Here is an 18,556-nt window from a genome sequence, read left to right on the forward strand (position 1 = left end):
CTATATGGGTCGCTGGAGCCGAGAGGTGGCCCCGCATTTCGTGGAGTGGCTCGGCGGGTCTGGCGGGTCCCCGTCGGGTGGCGCCGGCATCGATGTCGGCTGCGGCACCGGGATCCTGACCGCCGCCGTGCTGGAGGGGGCAAACCCCGAGCGGATCGTCGGGATCGACAGCGCGCCGGGCTTCCTCGAACTGGCGCGGGCGCGGGTGTCCGATCCGCGGGCGACGTTCACGCAAGGGGACGCGCTGGCGCTGCCGGCGCCGGACGATACCTTCGACCTTGCCGTCTCGGGGCTCGTGCTGAACTTTCTCCCCGACAAGGCGGCGGCGCTGTCCGAGATGGCCCGGGTGGTGCGGCCGGGCGGCCTGGTGGGGCTCTATGTGTGGGATTATGCCGGGCACATGCAGATCATGCGCCACTTCTTCGATGTGGCATCAGCCCTCGACCCGCGGGCGCGCGACTTCGACGACGGGGTGAAGGCGCCCGTCTGCCGGCCTAGCCCGCTGCGGGAGCTTTTTGAAGGCGCCGGCCTCCAGGGCGTGGAGGTGCGGGCCATCGACATCGCGGCCGCGTTCGAGAGCTTCGACGATTACTGGACGCCCTTCCTCGGCGGCACCGGATCGGCGCCCAAATACTGCATGTCGCTCGACGAACCCGCCCGGGAGGACCTGCGCGAGCGGCTCCGCGCCCGGCTTCCCACGGGGCCGGACGGCGAGATCCTGCTGGCCGTCCGGGCCTGGGCGGCGAAGGGGCGGCTTGCCGGAGCCAGGTAGACCGTTCCAAGACGTTCCAGAACAAGATCAAAGGATTAGCGGGCGTTCCAAGCCGTTCCAAGGGCGTTCCAAGGGCGTTCCAAGGCTTCCGCCTTGGAACGTTTCATCACCGTTCCAAGGGCAAACGATCAGATATCATCATTTGTCTTGATGGCTGGTCAGGCGTATTCCGGCAGCTCGACGAGACGAACGGATACCCCATGAGCCACGCGACCGCCGCCATGCCCGCGCAGAACCTGAACCGGATCGACGGCTCGACCCTCGGCCTTTACGCCGCCACCGTGTTCCTGTGGGGCGTGAGCTGGATCGGGATCCGGGCGCAGCTGGGCGTCGTGGCGCCGGAGATGTCGGTGCTGTGGCGCTTCCTGCTGGCCGCCGTGCTCATGTGGGCCTGGGTCCTCGCCACCGGGCACAAGGTGCGCTTCGCGGCTGCGGACCATCTGCGCTTCGCGGCGGTGGGCTGCTGCCTGTTCTCGTTCAACTTCATCTCGTTCTATTACGGCGGCTTGAGCATCCCGTCGGGCCTGCTCTCGGTGGTGTTCTCGCTGGCCTCCGTGTTCAACCTGGTGCTCGGGTTCGTGATCTTCCGGCAGCGGCCGGAGGCCAGGGTGGCGGCTGGCGGCGTGATCGGGGTGGCGGGAATCGTGTTCCTGTTCTGGCCGGAGATCACGGGCGCGGGCTTCAACGCGGCGGCCCTGCAGGGGCTGGCGCTCTGCGTGATGGGCACCCTGTTCTTCTGCTCGGGCAACATGATCTCGACCGTCGTGCAGCGCCGGGGCGTGCCGCTGCTGTCGGCCACCGCCTGGGGCATGACCTATGGCTGCGCGGTGCTGCTGGCGCTGAACCTCGTGCGCGGCAACGAATTCATCATCGAGCCCACGGTGAAATATGTGGGCTCGCTGCTCTATCTCTCGGTCGGCGCGTCGGTGCTGGCCTTCATGTCGTACCTCACCCTGCTGCGCCGCCTCGGGGCCGCGCGGGCGGGCTACGCCACGGTGCTGTTTCCCATCGTGGCGCTCACGGTCTCGACCCTGATCGAGGGCTATGTGTGGACGCCGCTGGCCGTCATCGGCGTCGTGCTGGCGCTCGTCGGCAACGTGCTCGTGCTGCGGCGTCCGGCGGCGAAAGCGTAATTACTCCGCCGCGATCGGCTGCATCGTGCGGGTGGAGCCGAGATTGTCGAGCGACTGCTTGATGTGGAAGCCGAGCGCATCCGCCAGCGGGTTCTCCTCGCCGCGGGCGCGGATGAGGCCGATCTTGCACGAGGGCAGGGCCGGGAAGCCGTCGGACGGCCCAAGAATCCGCATGCCGGGGCGCACGGCGCTCTCCGGCAGCACGGAGACGGCCAGGCCTGCCAGCACGGCCGCGCCCACGGCCGTGGAATGCCAGCTCACATAGGCGATGCGGAACGGCCGGTCCGCGCTCTCCAGCGCTTCCGTGGCCGAGTGGCGCCAGTCGCAGTTGGGGCGCCCGAGCGCCAGGGGGATCGGGCTCTCCTCGTGCACTCCGTGGCGCGATGACGTGACCCACAGAAGCTGCTCGATGCGCACGATCTCGGACGGGCCGCGCCGGTCCACATGGGTGATGATCGCCAGATCGATGTCGCCGTGCTGCACCCGCTCGATCAGGTTGTGCGTGGGCTCGCACATCACCGTCACCTCGGCCTTCGGGTTGGAGCGCGAGAACCGGGCCAGGATCTCCGGCAGGTAGCGGTCGGCGTAATCGTCGGGGAGGCCTAAGCGCACCCGGCCGGTGAGCTCGTTGTCGTTGAAGGACGCGATGCACTCGGCATTGAGCCGCACGATCCGGCGGGCATAGTCGAGCAGGCGCTCGCCCTCGTCGGTGAGCTTCGACAGGCGCCCATCGCGCTCGAAGATCGTCTTGCCCACCCGGTCCTCCAGGCGCTTCATCTGCATGGACACCGCGCTCTGCGTCTTGTGCACGATCTCCGCCGCGCGGGTGAACGAGCCCGTATCGGCAATGGCGACGAACGTCCTCAGCTGGTCAATGTCGAGCAGGTGCATGGCGCAAACCTCATCATCAATCCTGTTGATGATACATATCTCAAACAATCGTTTCAAGTGATGAAACGACCTGTGCTATAAGATTCCTAGAATAGAAAATCAGCAATACCCTCAGAGAGTTAGAAGGGCAGGCGTTCCAAGGCCAATCACCGAGAGTGAAAGCAAGGAGAGCAGCCATGAGTAAGTCGGTACCAGCCAGAATGACCTTCACCGGTATGACCACCCCGGGGCTGATCGTTCGCTCGCTGACGAACTTTGCCAAGGCTCTCCGGCACCGCGGCGAGATCAGGCATCTCGCCGAGTTCGACGACCGGATGCTCAAGGACATTGGGCTCACCCGCAGCGATGTGTCGAGCGCCTTGTCCGAGCCGCTCATCCGCAATCCGTCATGGGTGTTGGTTCGAAGCGCCGAGCGGCACTCGCGGGGCGAGCGACCCGATCGTTCGCGGCCCGCACGGCCCGTCGTGCCAATGGTGACGCAGGCTAAGCGCTGCGCCTAAGACTTGCCGCCAGCAGGCTTGTCGGCATCCGTGAAAATCGACTGGAGGGACGCGAGATACTGCATCTGCATCTCGCGTCCTTTTTCCATCATCTCGTCGAGGGGTGTGGGCGAGGATTGCGGCTCCGGCTTTGGCGGCTCCGCCGGCGGAGGCATCTGGAAGAAGCCTGCGAACATTTCCTCGAAGGGATTGGCCGGTTTCTTCTCGGGAGAGGCTGCCTTCATCCAGTTTGTCCAGAGATCGGCCCATGGATTGGCTGCTGACGGAGCCTGGTGGCCGTCCTTGGGGTTGGCGAAATTCTGGAATGCCTGCGTGTGAGCCATCATCCACTGGGATGTGCCGCCTGCCAGGATTCCGGCGAGCACCGGCAGCAGTTGCTGCATCGTGTCGGCGCTGATGCCCGCGTAGCCGGCGGCCTGATGCGCCACGCGTCGACTGACCTCGTCCGAGCCGAAGATCTGGTCGAGCAGCCTACGGCCTTCCTGCTCGGCCTGGGGCGTGAAGGGATTGCCGGCCGCCTGCCAGAAATTCTGATAGGCCCCTCCCATCATGGATTGAAGCACACGGCTCGGGTCGCTCGACGCCATGGCGTGCTGGAGTCCCATGGCGAAGGCCGGCATGAAGGCTGCCATGGTCCGCTGCGGCTGGTCGCCGGAAAGATGGAACTGCCGTGCAAGTGCATCCAGGGCTGCACTGGTCTGCGCCTGTCGCATCAGATCGAACCAGTTGAACATGGCAGCCTCCTCACTAACGAAACGCCCGCGCCTGAGGATCAGACAACAGGGACAGCTTGCCTCTCCAGGCGTCGGATTGTCCAGAACGCCGTGATGATGGCTGCAATACCGAACGCGACGGAGCCGAGTCCGATCCCGACGAGCGCGCCCTTCGGTCCTGCCATCTGGGCTCCGAAATAGGCGAATGGAATCATGCCGAGCGTCGCACGGCCCCAGTTGAAGAAGGTCGAGAGCAGGGGATAGCCGAGATTGTTGAAGGAGGCGTTCGACACCAGGACGAGGCCGATGAACAGCCAGATGAAGCCGCTGAGCTGGCAGAAGAACTGCACGAGCTCGGCCGTCCTCTCGGGCGCGTTGAAGGCCCGGGTCAGCGGCACCTGCACGAGGAACAGGATGAGCCAGACGCAACCCACATAGACCACCGTGATGGTAAGGGAATCCTTCAGGATCTGCTTCATGCGGTCGTAGCGCTGCGCACCCCAGTTCTGTCCGAGCACCGGTCCGATGGCGCCGGCCAGCGCGAACAGGCCGGCGAAGGCCACCGGCGTGACCCGGTCGATGATGGCGGAGGCCGCAATGATCTCGTCGCCGAACCGGGCGACCACGCCTGTGAAGAAGGCATTCGCCGCCGGAGCCGCGATGTTGGTCAGGATGGCCGGTATCGCGATGGCCAGGAAGGGGCGCGCATCGTTCAGCAATCCCTTCCATGTGGGAAGGGCCAGCAGGTTGTGGACGCGTGTCACATAGCGGAAGCTCACATAGGCCATGACGAAGCGCGCGGTGCTGATCGCGACCGCCGCGCCGTTCGACTGCAGGTCAAGGCCGAAGATCAGGATCGGATCGAGAATGACCGTCACGATGGCGACGGAGAGCGTGGCATACATGCTCCGCTTGGCGTCGCCCGCTGCGCGAAGAACCGTGGAGAGCCCCATGCCGAGCGCCATCACGGCATTGGTCGGCAGCGCGATCCAGAGAAAGCTCAGGGCAACGTCATAGGTCCGGTCATGTCCGCCGAGCGCTTTCAGAATGACGGGAAGCATGAGCAGAACGACGATGCTGATGGCGGCGGCGATCGCCGTCATGAGAATGCTGCACGATGTGGCGAGACGCCGCGCGTCGTCGGGCCGGCGCGCCCCGAGCGCCCGCGAGACGAGCGCTCCGATGGGGATCATCAGGCCCACATTGATCGAGATCGTGAAGAACATCACCACGGTAGCAAGACCGACGCCGGCCGTCATGCTCGGGTCGTTGAGCCAGGAGATGTAGAGGAGCGACACCAGATCGACGATGAAGATCGCGACAAGCCCAGCCGCGCCCGTTCCCGTCATGACGAGCACATGACGCATGGTGGAGCCGGCGACAAAACGCGGCGTGTCGGCCTTGCGGCCCAGTTCTTCCGTCGAAGGACTTGCGTCCATCAGATGACCCCTTCGCCGAGGATGTCGCGTGTTTCAGGGCTGAGAGCCCTCGCCTTGCTGGCGGGAGCCGTGAGCGGCTCGGGGGTAATCTTGGAGCCCACCATGAGTTCCGCTCCACCCATGGTGCCAACCTCCTTCTGCAGGACGAGGCGGGCAATGTCGCGCTTGCGGACATCATTGGCAGCTTGCGCGGCCATTTCGGGATTTGTCCCGAGCTCCTCTAGGGCGGCGCGTCCGAACACGATGGCCGATTCGAAGACCTCGCGGATCTGGTAATCGACATCGCGGTTCATGAGTTCGATGGCATGAATGCGGTCGTAGGCGCGCACGAAGCTGCGGGCGTTCTGGAAGTTCTCGTGAATGATCTCGATGATCTTCACCATGGCTTCCTGATCGTCGATGCAGATGCAGATCATCTCGGCCTTCTCGGCGCCCGCCGCGCGAAGCACGTCAAGGCGCGTCCCGTCGCCATAATAGACCTGAAGGCCGAAGCGGCCTGCGTCGCGGATGCGCTCCACATCCCTGTCGATCACCGTCGCCTGAATGCCTTGGGTCAGCAAAACCTGATTGACGATCTGCCCGAACCGACCGAAGCCGATCACGAGCACACGGCTCTCGAGTTCGCCTTCGGGCACGTTCAGCCCATGCAGATCGGGCTCGCCTTCGCTCCCGACGTGGTTTCTGAGAAACTTCTCGACGAGGGTGGACAGGAGCGGACCCAGCAGCATGGTGATGGCGGCGAGCGCCGTGAGCGGCTGTGCCTCCGCCGGCGCCATGATGCCCAAGCCTGCCGCGACCGGGATCAGCACGAAGGCGAATTCGCCCGCCGTGCACAGAAGCGTACCGGACCGCAGACCGTCGCGCCAAGTTGCGCCGAACAGTCGCGACAGGACGGTGACGATCAAGGTCTTGCCCACGAGGATGACAGGCGCCGCAAGGGCGAGCATCAACCACTGCTCCCGGACGAGGGCAAGATCGATCGACATGCCCACGCTCATGAAGAACAGGCCCAGCAGCATGCCGCGGAAGGGCTCGATATCGGCCTCCAGCTGGTGCCGGAAATTGGACTCGGCGAGCAGCAGGCCTGCCAGGAAGGCCCCCATGGCCATGGACAGGCCGACCTCCTGCATGAGGAGCGCCGCGCCGAGCACCACGAGCAGGGCCGATGCGGTCATGACTTCGCGGGCGCCGCTGCGGGCGAGAATCCTGAAGAAGGGGTTGAGCCCATAGCGGCCGATCAGCACGACGGCGGCGATGCCGAGAAGCGCCTCGCCGACCGTCAGAAGGCTGTCCGCGAGGGAGCCTTCGTCCGACACCCGCGATGCCAGCAGCGGCAGAATGGCCAGGAGCGGAACGACGGACAGATCCTGAAACAGCAGGATCGCGAAGGAGCGCTGGCCGTAAGGAGTCGGCAGGTCGTTTCGCTCCCCCAGCATCTGGAGGGCGATGGCCGTGGCCGAGAGCGCGACGGCAGCCCCGGTGACGAAGGAGGCCTCCGGCGAGAAGCCAATGGCCATGGCAGCAACGCCGATAAGGATGGCCGTGATGGCCAGCTGGGCAAAGCCGAGCCCGAAGATGTCGCGCTTCATCTCCCAGAGGTGGGACAGCTTGAGCTCGAGCCCGATGATGAAGAGCAGAAGCACAACCCCGAGTTCGGCCACGGTCGCGATCGTCTGCGGGTCCTCCACCAGGCTCAGGCCCGATGGGCCGATGGCGACGCCGGCCGCCAGATAGCCGAGCACCGCGCTCAAGCCGATCAGCCGGAATACCGGCACGGCCACCACAGCGGCCGCGCAGAAGGTCAGGATGGGGGGAAGAAAGCTGACGTGGGACGCGGTGGATGCCATGGAGATCAGGGAGGTGAGAAGCTGTTGCACCTTTCTAGGGATTCTTGGGCTGAGGCGCGAGCGTTTATTGACAAGAGCCGGTCTTGTCCTGTGCCCCATCGCACGCACTCTTCCCGCAAGGGGGAGGGAACGGCACCGCCCTGCGCCGCGAATAAGCGTCGCTCCCGCTTGACAGGAAGGGCCTCGTCTCGCCACATCGCCTCATCATGACGAAGCCATCCCTCGACATTCTGCTCTGTGCCCCGCGCGGCTTCTGCGCCGGGGTCGTCCGTGCCATCGATGCCGTGGAGAAGGCGCTGGCGATCCATGGGGCGCCGGTCTATGTGCGCCACGAGATCGTTCACAACAAATATGTCGTGGAAAACCTGAAGCGGAAGGGCGCGGTCTTCGTCCGTGAGCTCGACGAGGTGCCGGACACGCAGGCGCCGGTGATCTTCTCGGCCCACGGGGTGGCCAAGTCGGTGCCGGAGGCGGCCGAGGCCCGCAACCTCTTCGCCATCGACGCCACCTGTCCGCTGGTGACCAAGGTCCACCGGGAGGCGCAGGTCCATTTCAAGCGGGGCCGTCACATCATCCTGATCGGCCATGCCGGCCATCCCGAGGTCATCGGCACCATGGGCCAACTGCCCGAAGGCGCCGTCACCCTGGTCGAGACCGTGGACGACATCGCCCGTCTCCAGCCGGCCGATGCCGGCAATCTGGCCTTCGTGACGCAGACGACCCTCTCGGTCGACGACACGCAGGACATGGTGGATGCCCTCAAAGGGCGCTTTCCCGCCATCGTCGGGCCGCACAAGGAAGACATCTGCTACGCCACCACCAACCGGCAGGGCGCGGTCAAGCGGGTGGCGCCGCAGGTCGAGGCCATGATCGTGGTGGGCTCGCCCAATTCCTCCAATTCCCAGCGCCTGCGGGAGGTCGCCGAGCGCGAGGGCTGCCCGCTGGTGAGGCTGATCCTGAGGGCCGAGGACATCGACTGGAGCCTGTTCGGCAGCATCCGGAGCCTCGGCATCACGGCAGGCGCCTCCGCGCCCGAGGTCCTGGTGGAGGAAATCATCGACGCTTTCGCCGAGCGCTACACGGTCTCCGTCGAGAGCGTGTCGACGGCGGACGAGAGCGTGTTCTTTCCTTTGCCGCGCGAGTTGCGTGAGCAGGCGGCGGAGTAAGAGGTGGCGGTCTATACGGAAGTCAGCGACGAGGAGCTCTCGGCGTTTCTCGAGACCTACGACATCGGCACGGTGCTCTCCTACAAGGGCATCGCCGAGGGCGTGGAGAACACCAATTATTTCCTCCACACCACCCAGGGCTCCTACATCCTGACCCTCTACGAGAAGCGGGTACGAGAGGCCGATCTGCCCTTCTTCCTCGGCCTGATGCAGCATCTGGCGCAAAAGGGGCTGAACTGTCCGCTGCCGGTGAACAACCGGCGGGGCGAGCCCCTGGGGAGGGTCGCCGGGCGGCCCGCCGTGATCATCACGTTTCTGGAAGGGATCGCGGTGCGTCGTCCGACCGCCCAGCACTGCGGAGCCCTTGGCGGCGCGCTGGCGAAGCTGCACCTTGCTGGCCGGGATTTCGACGGGCACAGGCCCAACGCCCTCACGCTCGAGGCCTGGGCGCCGCTGTTCGCGCAGGCCGAGGCTCAGGCCGATACGGTGTCTCAAGGCTTGGCCGAGCGGACGCGGCGGGAACTGGCGAGCCTGGCTGAGGCTTGGCCGCGAGGCCTGCCCGCCGGCATCATTCATGCCGATCTGTTCACCGACAACGTGTTCTTCATCGGCTCCGAGGTGTCGGGGCTGATCGATTTCTATTTCGCCTGCACGGACGCTTTCGCCTATGACGTGGCCATCTGCCTCAACGCCTGGTGCTTCGAGATCGACGGCTCGTTCAACCTCACCAAGGGTCAGGCCATGCTGGCAGGTTATCAGGCCGTGCGGCGTCTGAATGCGGACGAGGTCGAGGCGCTGCCCACCCTCTGCCGCGGCTCGGCCATGCGCTTCATGCTGACCCGCTTGGTGGACTGGCTGAATGTGCCGCCGGGTGCGCTGGTGAAGCCCAAGGATCCGCTTGAATACGACCGCAAGCTCAACTTCCACCGGCATGTGAGGCATGCGCGCGAATACGGGTTAGAGGCATGAACGATACCAAGCGCGTGATGATCTACACGGACGGCGCCTGCTCGGGAAATCCCGGGCCGGGTGGCTGGGGGGCGATCCTGCTCTTCGACGGACGCGAGAAGGAAGTTTCCGGCGGGGAGGCGCACACCACCAACAACCGCATGGAGATCCGGGCCGCCATCGAGGGGCTCAATGCCCTCAAGCGCGCCTGCGCGGTCGACCTGTTCACGGATTCCCAATACGTGCGCCAAGGCATCACCCAGTGGATGCACAACTGGAAGCGGCGCGGCTGGCGCACCGCCGACAACAAGCCGGTGAAGAACGAGGATCTCTGGCGGGAACTGGACGAGGCGGCTGCCCGCCACGACGTCGCCTGGCACTGGGTGAAGGGCCACGCGGACGACCCGATCAATATCCGCGTCGACGAGCTGGCGGTTGCCGCGATGCAGCCGTTCAAGAAGAACGGCCGGAGGGCCAGCGTCTGACCTTTCGTGCAAACCCCGAAGTCATGGCCGTCCCCGGACTTGATCCGGGGATCAGTCCCGGCCATTCCGATGCTGCGGAGCGCTGCGCTTTTCCCAAACGAGATCACCGGCGCAAGGCCGGTGATGACGAGAGGTTAGTTTTCCAACAGTCCGGAAACGATCAGAGATCCTTCAGGAGGTTCTCGGCGCCGGAATGCTGCGCCTTGGAGGGGGCATCCTCCACGTTCAGCGCCTTCACCACGCCGTCCTCGACCACCATGGAGTAGCGCTGCGAGCGGGTGCCGAGGCCGAAGCCTGCCCCATCCATGGACAGGCCGATGGCCTTGGCGAAATCCGCGTTGCCGTCGGAGAGGAACTCGATGCCTTCGGCTTCCGAGGCCTTGCCCCAGGCCTCCAACACGAACACGTCGTTGACCGCGGTCACCAGAATTGCATCGACGCCCTTGGCCAGGATCTCGCTCTTCTTCTGCACGTAGCCGGGCAGGTGGTTGCGGTGGCAGGTGGGCGTGAAGGCGCCGGGGACGGCGACGAGAACCACCTTGCGGCCCTTGAAGAGGTCGTCCGTGGTCTTGGCGACAGGACCATCGGAGGTCATGACGCGGAAGGTAACCTGGGGCAGGCGTTCGCCGACCTGAATGGGCATGGACGGTTCTCCAAAGCTATGCCGTTGAATGCATGATTCCTAGCGCGGCTGGCCGTTCGCGTCGAGGCTGACTTCCGTCTCAATGGCCCGGTCGCCGGCGACCAGGGTCAGGCGCAAGGAAACGGAGCCCGAGGCATCCTTCGGCTTCTCCTCGACCGTGACGGTGAAGCGGTCACCGTCGGCCGGGTGGGAAGCGGAGAAGAACCAGTTCTCCGGTCCCTCGGGGAAGAGAGCGGGTTTCGTGCCCGACGGCGCCCGGACCGTGACGGCGAAGGCGGGCTTGTCCTGGTTGAGGGGAGCGACGGACAGGATCGAAAGATCGGCCTGGGCTCCCAGCTTTTGGGGGAGCGGAACCTTGGCCAGGGCAGCCTCGATGGCCTTGCGCTCGGAATCGGCACCGGTCAGATCCAAGGTCATGTCCGCATGGGCCGGGATGCAGATGTCGTTGCAGACACCGTATTCCAGGGCCAGGGTGAGCTTGACGGGCTTCGTCGGATCCTTGGGCCTAACGAGGATCGGGATCACGGCCTGCTTGCCGTAGACATAGGCCACCCCTGCCGCATCCTCATGCCGCTTCGGGGCCGGCCAGCGGATCTCGGTGCTGGCCACGTTGTCCGATCCCGACCAGTCGAACCGGGGCGGCAGGCCTGAATCGCCCGGCGTGCGCCAGTAGGTCTTGAAGCCCTGGTCGAGGGTGATCTCGACGCCTGCGAGCCAATGCTCTCCCTGCTGTCCTCCGCCGATCAGGCGGGCACGGGAATGGAACCCCTGAGTGGAGGCGGAAGGCTTCACCGGTTGCGCTACGGCGGCAAAGGACAAAACACAAAAAAACGCAACCGAAGCGGCGCGGAACATGGATGCCATGGAACTGACGCCTCCCTGAGGCACTTCCCTTATGCGTTTATTCTCGGGTCTGCCATCCACGATCCTGTGATCGGGCGGGCAAGTCCGGCAAGGCAGATTGTAGGATATGGGCTCTCACATTTCACCGTACGGAACCGAATCAACTTACCTCGATGGGCAGCTTCTCGTGGCGATGCCGGGGATGATGGACGAACGGTTCGCCCGGGCCGTCATCTTCATCTGCGCCCATTCGTCGGAAGGAGCGATGGGCATCATCCTCAACCGGCCTGCCGCCAACGTGACCATGCCCGACCTGCTGGTTCAGCTCGAGATCGTTCCCGAGGTGGAGCGCATCCGCCTGCCGCAGAAGGTGGGCAACATGCAGGTGCTCATGGGCGGCCCGGTGGAGACGAGCCGCGGTTTCGTTCTCCATTCGCCGGATTTCCACCTTGCCCAGTCGACCCTGCCTATCGACGACAGCATCTGCCTGACGGCCACCATCGACATCCTGCGCGCCATCGCGGCCGGTCGCGGACCCCAGAATGCCGTGCTGGCGCTGGGTTATGCCGGCTGGGGTGCAGGCCAGCTGGAGATGGAGATGCAGGCCAATGGCTGGCTCAACACGCCGGCCGACGCGGAAATCGTCTTCAACACGGCGGCGGATGTGCGCTACGAGATGGCCCTGCGCCGGATCGGCATCGAGCCGGCCATGCTGTCCATGGAAGCTGGCCACGCCTGATCTGGCGCCCCGGACTGCTCAGGCGGCCGCCGGGGCAGCTCCCACCAGCTGACGCGCCTGGAGCGTCGACATGGGCTCGCCGAAGACGGGTCCCTGCGCGTATTCGCAGCCGAGCTGGTAGAGCTCGATCGCCTCGGATTCGCTTTCCGCGCCTTCCGCCACGATCTCCATGCCGAGCTCATGCGCCATCTTCACGATGGAGCGCAGAATAACCGGCCGTCCATCCGCCATCTGGCGCACGAAGGACTCGTCCACCTTGATCGTGTCGAACGGGAAACGCTGCAGGTAGGCGAGGGCGGAATAGCCCGTCCCGAAATCGTCGAGCGACAGGCCGGCTCCGAGATCGCGCAGGCGCGAGAGCATCTGGGCCGAGTATTCCGGGTTCTCCATCACGAGACTTTCCGTCATCTCGATCTTGAGCGTGCCGGGAATGACGCCGGAGCGGGCGATCACCGTCTTCACGTCCTGCAGCAGGTCGTGCCGCAGCAGGTGGTGGCTCGACATGTTCACGCTGGCGAAGATCGGCGGCTCGACCTCGAGGGCGTTCTGCCACGCAGCAAGCTCGCGGCCGGTCTGCTCGAGCAGGAACACGCTCAGCTTGACGATGAGCCCGGTCTCCTCGGCAATCGACATGAAGTCCTCGGGGCCAACACGTCCGAGCCGCGGATGATCCCAGCGCAGCATCGACTCGAAGCCCGCGATGGTCCGGTCTTCCAGGCGCACGATCGGCTTGAACAGCACCTTCATCTCGCCCCTGTCGAGGGCGTGGCGAAGGTCGGTTTCCATGGTGAAATGATCGCTGCGGTCGGACCGCATGGTGGGCCGGAACACCTCGATCCGGTCGCCGCCGTTGCGCCGCGCATGGGCCATGGCGATTTCGGCGTTGCGCAACACCTCCTCGCGCCGGGCGGCGATCTGCGGATCGTGAAGCGCGATGCCGATGGATGCGGTGAGGAAGAACTCGCGCTCCGAGTAGGTGAACGGTGTCGTGACCACGCGCCGGACCATGTCGGCAAACGAGATGATGCGGTCCGTCTCCCGCTCGGACAGCAGGATGATCGCGAACTCGTCGCCCGAGATGCGCGCCAGCGTGTCCTGGGGCTTCAGCAGGCGGCTCAGCCGTCGGGACAGAGTCAGCAGGATCGAGTCGCCGGCCGCATAACCGGCCGTGGCGTTGGCGTCCTTCAGCTTGTCGATGTCGATCACGACAACGGTCGGCCGTAACTTATCGTCCTGGCTCGCAAAGGTGAGAGCCGCTTCCAGACGGTCATAGAAGAGCTGCCGGTTCGGAAGGCTCGTCAGGTTGTCGTGCACGGCATCGTGCAGGAGACGCTCCTCGGCCGTCTTGCTGTCCATGACGTCGGCGAGCGTGCCGACGATGCGCAGCACCTCGCCGTCCGAGCCGATCACCGGGCGGGCTTTGAGGCGGAACCAGTTATGCGCGCCGGTCGACGAGCGCAGGCGGAAATCCTGGGTCAGGCGGCCACGGCGCTGCTCGATGACGGCATCGAGGGCGAGCCGGTAGCGGTCCTTGTCGAAGGGATGGATCAGGTCGAGCCAGGCGGAGGCCGGACCCTCCAGCGAGCCGCGCTTCAATCCGAGCTGATGCTCGACCTCGGGGCTGACGAAGATGTTGTCCGACACCACGTCCCAGTCGAACACGATGTCGCCGGCCCCCGTGAGGGCCAGCGCCCGGCGCTCCGTGTCGTTGACGAAGCCGCGCGCGAACCCGCCGCCGGCGAAGGCATGCTGCATGACCGTGAAGCCGATGAGCATGACCACCAGCACAAGGCCGCCGACCAGGGCCGGGGGAACGAGGTCGGAAGAGAGCTGGCCCACAACGGTGAAGCTCGCCGCCGTCACCCAGGCCACCAGGAGCAGCCAGGTGGGGACGAGCATCACGGCGCGGTCATAGCCGTGCGTCGCCAGATGGATCACGAGCACGAAGCCGATGCCGGCCACCGCCGCGATCGACATTCGGGCCACGCCCGAGGCCATGGGAGGATCGACGATGGCGAGCGCCACCATCCCTCCGAGGAACAGGAGCCAGAATGCCGTGACATGGCTGTAGCGCACGTGCCAGCGATTGAGGTTGAGATAGGCGAACAGGAAGACGAGGAGCGTTGCCGAGAGCACCGCCTCGGCGCCGGCGCGATAGATCTGCTCGGTAGCCTCGGTGATCGGGAAGACACGCTGGAAGAAGCCGAAATCGATGCAGGCATAGGCCAGCACCGCCCAGGCAAGCGCTGCGGCTGCCGGGAAGATCAGGGCGCCTTTCACCACGAACACGATGGTGAGGAACAGAGCGAGCAGGCCCGCGATGCCGATGATGATGCCCTTGTAGAGGGTCAGGCCGTTGACCCGGTCCTTATAGGCGTCCGCATCCCACAGGTGGACCTGGGGCAGGTTGTCGGAGCGCAGCTCCGCCACGAAGGTGACGGTCGTGCCGGGATCCAGGGTGATGAGGAAGAGGTCGGCATCCTCGCTGTCGTCGCGCTCGGGCCGGATGCCCTGGCTCGCGGTGATCGCCGCGATGCGGGTCGCGCCGAGATCGGGCCAGATGACCCCGGAGCCGGTGAGGCGGAAATGCGGAGCGACCAGGAGCCGCTCGATCTGCTCGTCGGTATCGTTGGTGAGCGCGAAGACCATCCAGTCCGGCCTGGTGCCGGTCTCGCGCGCCTTCACGGCGATGCGGCGGACGATGCCGTCCCGTCCTGGCGCCGTGGAAATGCGGATCTCGTCTCCGTCCGAGTTGTAGCGCTCGATGGCCGGGGTGAGGTCGATGGCCTTCATCTTGGGGTCGACGCGCACGGACTCGACAGCCCAGCCGGCTGTCGGCCAGGCGAGCCCCACGAACATCGCCAGGAGAAGCGCTATGGCGAAAGATACGATCCGCAATACTTCGGTCTTTCGTCCGGTACTAAGACAATGGAACAGGATTGGTACCGGTCAGGAGGCTTGAGAGCAAGGCAGAGCCGGAACAGGCCCCCACTTGTCCGCAGGACTCATTGGTTATTGTTACCATCGGGCCATGGGGTGCGTTTGCGGCGGGATTGAGGAGAAGCGACCTTGCCCATGGGGCAGGCACGTCAGAAAAATCAGCCGCGCAGCCCTGAGGCGATGTTCTCCAGCGACGGCAGCGCCTTGATGGGGCCTATCGCCGCCAGGGTGGGCGCACCCTGCAGGAGCGAGCGGCCCGCCTCGCGCACATGCTCCACCTCGAGGGCGTCGACCTTGCGGACGATCTCCTCGCTGTCGACCACCCGGCCCCAGGACAGAAGCTGACGGGCCACGCGCTCCATGCGGCCGCCCGGGGTCTCCAGGGCAGTGAGCAGGGCCACCTTCATCTGCGCCTTGGCGCGGATCAGCTCGACCTCGCTGATATCCTGCGTGGCCTGAACCATGCAGGCGAGCGTCACGTCCATCAGCTCGCGCACGTCGGATCCCGCCGTTCCGGCGCCGATGCCGAAGAGGCCGCAATCGGAGAAGGGCCAGTGGAAGGAGTCGATGGAATAGGCGAGGCCGCGGGTCTCGCGCACCTCGTGCCAGAGCCGTGAGGTCAGGCCGCCGCCGAGCATATGGGCGAAGAGATGGGCGGCGTAATAGTTGGGATCCTTGAACGAGAGGCCGGGCAGGCCGAGCACGAGGTTCGCCTGTTCGAGCTTGCGCGATATCCGCCGCTCGCCGCCGGTATAGCGGCCGGTCTCGGGCTGACGCGCCGGAACAGTCGGCATGGCGCCAAACAGGCGCTCGGCCAGATCGACGATGCGGGCATGCTCCACGTCGCCGGCTGCGGCCAGCACCATCTTGCCGGGGGTGTATTCCCGCGCCAGGAACGCGCGGATCGTCGCCTCGTCGAAGCTCTTGATGGTCTCCGGCGTGCCGAGGATCGGGCGGCCGACCGCCTGGCTCGCGAAGGCGGTTTCCATGAAGGCGTCGTAGATGAGATCGTCGGGCGTGTCCTCGACGGCGGCGTATTCCTGCAGGATCACGCCCTTCTCGCGGGCAAGCTCGCCTGCATCGAAGGCTGAATGGATGAGGATGTCGCCGAGCACGTCGAGGGCGACGTCCACGTTCTCGCCGAGAACCCGCGCCGTGTAGCTCGTATATTCGACGCTGGTGGCAGCGTTGATATCGCCGCCCACGTTCTCGATGTCCTCGGCGATCTGGCGGGCGGAGCGTCGGGCCGTGCCCTTGAACGCCATGTGCTCGATCAGATGCGACAGGCCGTGCTCATGCGGCTCTTCGTGGCGCGAGCCGGTGCCGACCCAGACACCGAGCGTCGCGGTGGCGATCTCGGGCATCCGCTCGGTGGCGACCATGAGGCCGTTGGGCAGGGTGGTGATGTCGATCCGCTTCTCGCGGACGAAATGCTGGTTCATGCGGCAGCGCCTTTGACCGCCCGCGCGCGCTCGCGGATGAAGCGCTCGACCGCAGCCTGATCGTTGGGAAGAACCGTGAAGCTCTCCTGCCGCTCCATCAGATCAGCCATGTGCGGCGGAAGTGCGGGGCGCACCCCTGTCGCGCGTTCCACTGCGTCCGGGAACTTTGCCGGGTGGGCGGTGGACAGAGCAACCACGGGCGTTTCGGGATCCTGCTTCAACAGGGCGCGGCCGGCGCGGGTGCCGACGGCGCTGTGCGGGTCGAGCACGTAGCCGGTGCTGCGATAGGTCTCGGCCATCTCGGCGATCACGTTGTCCTCGTCAACGGCTTGGGCCGCAAACTCCTCGCGGATGCGCGCGAGCGGCTCCGCGTCGATGAGGAAGGCGCGGGACTGGTGGAGGCTCGCCATGAGGCGGCGAACCGCCTCGCCGTTGCGGCCGTAAGCCTCGAACAGCAGGCGCTCGAAGTTCGACGAGATCTGGATGTCCATGGACGGCGAGGTCGTGGGATGCACGCCCTTCATTTCGTAGGTGCCGGATCCCAGCGTGCGGGCCAGGATATCGTTGGCGTTGGTGCCGATCATCAGCCGGTCGACCGGAAGCCCCATGCGCTTGGCCACCCAGCCGGCGAGGATGTCGCCGAAATTGCCCGTGGGCACGGAGAACGAGACGGGGCGGTGAGGGGCGCCCAGGGCAACCGCGGCGGTGAAATAGTAGACGACTTGCGCCGCCACGCGGGTCCAGTTGATGGAGTTGACCCCTGAGAGCTGCAGCTCGTCGCGGAAGCGGGCATGGTTGAACATGCCCTTCACCATAGTCTGGCAGTCGTCGAAGGTGCCTTCCACCGCGAGCGCATGGACGTTGGGCGAGGCGACGGTGGTCATCTGCCGGCGCTGCACGTCCGACACGCGGCCATGCGGGTAGAGGATGAAGATGTCGACCTGATCGAGGCCCTTGAAGGCCTCCACGGCCGCGCTGCCGGTGTCGCCGGACGTCGCGCCCACGATGGTCGCGCGGGCCCCGCGGGCTTTGAGCACGTGATCCATCAGCCGCCCGAGCAGCTGCATGGCTACGTCCTTGAAGGCGAGCGTGGGGCCGTGGAAAAGCTCGAGCACGAAAAGGTTGTCGCCAAGCTGGGTCAGCGGGCAGACGGCCGCGTGACGGAACGAGGCGTAGGACTCGTCGATCATGCGCGAAAGCGCTGCTTCCGGAATGTCGCCGTCAACGAGCGGCCCGAGCACGGCTTTCGCCACTTCGGCGTAGGGTTTCCCGGCAAAGCCGCGGATCGTCTCAGCCGTCAGGGTCGGCCAGCTTTGCGGCAGATAGAGGCCGCCGTCCCGGGCGAGGCCGGTCAGCAGGGCGTCAGTGAAACCGAGCGCCGGGGCTTCCCCCCGGGTCGAGACATGGAGCACAGGCGATCTCCTGGAAATTCGGCCGGACATTATGGATATGGACCGGACACGGCAAGCCGCATCCGGTCGCAGAGTTCAAGGTTTTATTCTGGCCATCACATAGGCATCGACGAAGGCACCGCCCCGGAAGGCGAAATCCCTGTGCGTGCCCTCGATGTCGAAACCGTTGCGCTTGTAGAGTGCGATCGCCGGCGCGTTGTCCACATAGACGGTGAGCTCGATCCGCCTCAGGTTCATCCAGTCGTCGGCGATCATGATGAGTTCGCGCAGCAGCCGTGAGCCAATGCCCCGGCCGTGGAAGTCGTCATGCAGGCCCATGCCGAGATAGGCCACGTGGGCGCGCCGCCCCTGATAACGCTCGAAGCCGCCGCTGCCGATGATCCGGCCGTCTTTCTCCACGACGAGGCTGACATTGTTGGATGGGTTGATGCCCTCGAGCCATTTCCGGGTGGCTTCGGGCGTCTGGTGGGGCAGGCGCAGGGTGCCCCAGCGATAGCCGGGCATGTTGCCTAAGTCGGCGATGCCTTCGCAGTCGCTCGGCCGCGCCGCGCGGATGACGATGTCATCGGCGGGACTGGGTGGGTGAATGTCTGGCTGGATGTCCATGTCGCTCTCCTCTGGATGAGGCGGAGGCGAACGGAAC

General features: G+C 65.5%; 17 protein-coding genes. 7 read left to right on the forward strand and 10 right to left on the reverse strand.

Annotated features, from left to right (window positions below):
- The first annotated feature begins 4 nt into the window (after positions 1–4).
- Positions 5–772: a class I SAM-dependent methyltransferase gene (locus MA07_RS23850; protein WP_244445340.1), complete on the forward strand. Its 768-nt coding sequence runs from the start codon at positions 5–7 to the stop codon at positions 770–772.
- 200 nt (positions 773–972) lie between these two features.
- On the forward strand, positions 973–1,905 hold the full coding sequence (locus MA07_RS23855) for a DMT family transporter (protein WP_036357733.1): 933 nt from the start codon (positions 973–975) through the stop codon (positions 1,903–1,905).
- On the opposite strand, the gene MA07_RS23860 is transcribed toward MA07_RS23855, so the two are convergent.
- Complete coding sequence (locus tag MA07_RS23860; protein ID WP_036357736.1) at positions 1,906–2,796, reverse strand: LysR substrate-binding domain-containing protein; 891 nt, start codon at positions 2,794–2,796, stop codon at positions 1,906–1,908.
- Between the two features lie 176 nt (positions 2,797–2,972).
- On the opposite strand from MA07_RS23860, the gene MA07_RS23865 reads away from it, so the two are divergent.
- Complete coding sequence (locus MA07_RS23865; protein ID WP_081929144.1) at positions 2,973–3,296, forward strand: DUF1127 domain-containing protein; 324 nt, start codon at positions 2,973–2,975, stop codon at positions 3,294–3,296.
- Here MA07_RS23865 and MA07_RS23870 read toward each other — a convergent pair.
- The 3 genes from MA07_RS23870 to MA07_RS23880 are packed head-to-tail and all read right to left on the reverse strand — an operon-like array spanning position 3,293 to position 7,295.
- Complete coding sequence (locus MA07_RS23870) at positions 3,293–4,030, reverse strand: DUF937 domain-containing protein (protein ID WP_036357742.1); 738 nt, start codon at positions 4,028–4,030, stop codon at positions 3,293–3,295. The two genes, MA07_RS23865 and MA07_RS23870, sit on opposite strands and share 4 nt — an antisense overlap.
- Positions 4,031–4,068: 38 nt before the next feature.
- The gene (locus MA07_RS23875; protein ID WP_052003484.1) at positions 4,069–5,448 is read right to left on the reverse strand and encodes an MATE family efflux transporter; all 1,380 of its coding nucleotides are present in this window, start codon (positions 5,446–5,448) and stop codon (positions 4,069–4,071) included.
- Positions 5,448–7,295: a monovalent cation:proton antiporter-2 (CPA2) family protein gene (locus MA07_RS23880; protein WP_036358048.1), complete on the reverse strand. Its 1,848-nt coding sequence runs from the start codon at positions 7,293–7,295 to the stop codon at positions 5,448–5,450. The genes MA07_RS23875 and MA07_RS23880 overlap by 1 nt, the downstream gene beginning before the upstream one ends.
- Positions 7,296–7,501: 206 nt before the next feature.
- Between MA07_RS23880 and ispH the strand changes: the two genes are divergently transcribed.
- From ispH to rnhA, 3 genes are read left to right on the forward strand one after another with little or no spacing between them, the layout of a single operon-like run.
- The gene (ispH, locus tag MA07_RS23885; RefSeq protein WP_036357745.1) at positions 7,502–8,461 is read left to right on the forward strand and encodes a 4-hydroxy-3-methylbut-2-enyl diphosphate reductase; all 960 of its coding nucleotides are present in this window, start codon (positions 7,502–7,504) and stop codon (positions 8,459–8,461) included.
- Between the two features lie 3 nt (positions 8,462–8,464).
- Positions 8,465–9,430, forward strand: a complete 966-nt coding sequence (locus MA07_RS23890; protein WP_036357748.1) for a homoserine kinase — start codon at positions 8,465–8,467, stop codon at positions 9,428–9,430.
- Positions 9,427–9,894, forward strand: coding sequence for a ribonuclease HI (gene rnhA, locus MA07_RS23895; RefSeq protein WP_036357751.1), 468 nt, complete (start codon positions 9,427–9,429; stop codon positions 9,892–9,894). The genes MA07_RS23890 and rnhA overlap by 4 nt, the downstream gene beginning before the upstream one ends.
- A 160-nt stretch (positions 9,895–10,054) precedes the next feature.
- On the opposite strand, the gene MA07_RS23900 is transcribed toward rnhA, so the two are convergent.
- Positions 10,055–10,537: a peroxiredoxin gene (locus MA07_RS23900; protein WP_036357754.1), complete on the reverse strand. Its 483-nt coding sequence runs from the start codon at positions 10,535–10,537 to the stop codon at positions 10,055–10,057.
- Between the two features lie 39 nt (positions 10,538–10,576).
- Positions 10,577–11,401: a protein-disulfide reductase DsbD domain-containing protein gene (locus MA07_RS23905; RefSeq protein ID WP_036357757.1), complete on the reverse strand. Its 825-nt coding sequence runs from the start codon at positions 11,399–11,401 to the stop codon at positions 10,577–10,579.
- Positions 11,402–11,507: 106 nt separating this feature from the next.
- Between MA07_RS23905 and MA07_RS23910 the strand changes: the two genes are divergently transcribed.
- Positions 11,508–12,119 carry a YqgE/AlgH family protein gene (locus MA07_RS23910; protein WP_036357760.1) on the forward strand — a complete coding sequence of 204 codons (612 nt, stop codon included), beginning with the start codon at positions 11,508–11,510 and terminating at the stop codon, positions 12,117–12,119.
- An 18-nt stretch (positions 12,120–12,137) separates the two neighbouring features.
- On the opposite strand, the gene MA07_RS23915 is transcribed toward MA07_RS23910, so the two are convergent.
- The 4 genes from MA07_RS23915 to MA07_RS23930 form a co-directional block, all read right to left on the reverse strand.
- Complete coding sequence (locus tag MA07_RS23915; protein WP_036357763.1) at positions 12,138–15,017, reverse strand: EAL domain-containing protein; 2,880 nt, start codon at positions 15,015–15,017, stop codon at positions 12,138–12,140.
- Between the two features lie 200 nt (positions 15,018–15,217).
- Positions 15,218–16,501, reverse strand: coding sequence for a pitrilysin family protein (locus MA07_RS23920; RefSeq protein WP_036357765.1), 1,284 nt, complete (start codon positions 16,499–16,501; stop codon positions 15,218–15,220).
- Complete coding sequence (gene thrC, locus MA07_RS23925) at positions 16,498–17,913, reverse strand: threonine synthase (RefSeq protein ID WP_036357768.1); 1,416 nt, start codon at positions 17,911–17,913, stop codon at positions 16,498–16,500. Before thrC ends, MA07_RS23920 begins: the two co-directional genes overlap by 4 nt.
- A gap of 75 nt (positions 17,914–17,988) precedes the next feature.
- On the reverse strand, positions 17,989–18,519 hold the full coding sequence (locus tag MA07_RS23930) for a GNAT family N-acetyltransferase (protein ID WP_052003486.1): 531 nt from the start codon (positions 18,517–18,519) through the stop codon (positions 17,989–17,991).
- Positions 18,520–18,556: the final 37 nt, after the last annotated feature.

It is taken from the genome of Microvirga sp. BSC39, from assembly GCF_000739015.1.
Classification (GTDB): Bacteria; Pseudomonadota; Alphaproteobacteria; order Rhizobiales; family Beijerinckiaceae; genus Microvirga.

Bases quoted from the DNA above. Each gene is read 5' to 3' on its own strand.
- MA07_RS23850 (WP_244445340.1), top strand. From the start codon at position 5: ATGGGTCGCTGGAGCCGAGAGGTGGCCCCGCATTTCGTGGAGTGGCTC.
- MA07_RS23855 (WP_036357733.1), top strand. From the start codon at position 973: ATGAGCCACGCGACCGCCGCCATGCCCGCGCAGAACCTGAACCGGATC.
- MA07_RS23860 (WP_036357736.1), bottom strand. From the start codon at position 2,796: ATGCACCTGCTCGACATTGACCAGCTGAGGACGTTCGTCGCCATTGCC.
- MA07_RS23865 (WP_081929144.1), top strand. From the start codon at position 2,973: ATGAGTAAGTCGGTACCAGCCAGAATGACCTTCACCGGTATGACCACC.
- MA07_RS23870 (WP_036357742.1), bottom strand. From the start codon at position 4,030: ATGTTCAACTGGTTCGATCTGATGCGACAGGCGCAGACCAGTGCAGCC.
- MA07_RS23875 (WP_052003484.1), bottom strand. From the start codon at position 5,448: ATGGACGCAAGTCCTTCGACGGAAGAACTGGGCCGCAAGGCCGACACG.
- MA07_RS23880 (WP_036358048.1), bottom strand. From the start codon at position 7,295: ATGGCATCCACCGCGTCCCACGTCAGCTTTCTTCCCCCCATCCTGACC.
- ispH (WP_036357745.1), top strand. From the start codon at position 7,502: ATGACGAAGCCATCCCTCGACATTCTGCTCTGTGCCCCGCGCGGCTTC.
- rnhA (WP_036357751.1), top strand. From the start codon at position 9,427: ATGAACGATACCAAGCGCGTGATGATCTACACGGACGGCGCCTGCTCG.
- MA07_RS23900 (WP_036357754.1), bottom strand. From the start codon at position 10,537: ATGCCCATTCAGGTCGGCGAACGCCTGCCCCAGGTTACCTTCCGCGTC.
- MA07_RS23905 (WP_036357757.1), bottom strand. From the start codon at position 11,401: ATGGCATCCATGTTCCGCGCCGCTTCGGTTGCGTTTTTTTGTGTTTTG.
- MA07_RS23910 (WP_036357760.1), top strand. From the start codon at position 11,508: ATGGGCTCTCACATTTCACCGTACGGAACCGAATCAACTTACCTCGAT.
- MA07_RS23920 (WP_036357765.1), bottom strand. From the start codon at position 16,501: ATGAACCAGCATTTCGTCCGCGAGAAGCGGATCGACATCACCACCCTG.
- MA07_RS23930 (WP_052003486.1), bottom strand. From the start codon at position 18,519: ATGGACATCCAGCCAGACATTCACCCACCCAGTCCCGCCGATGACATC.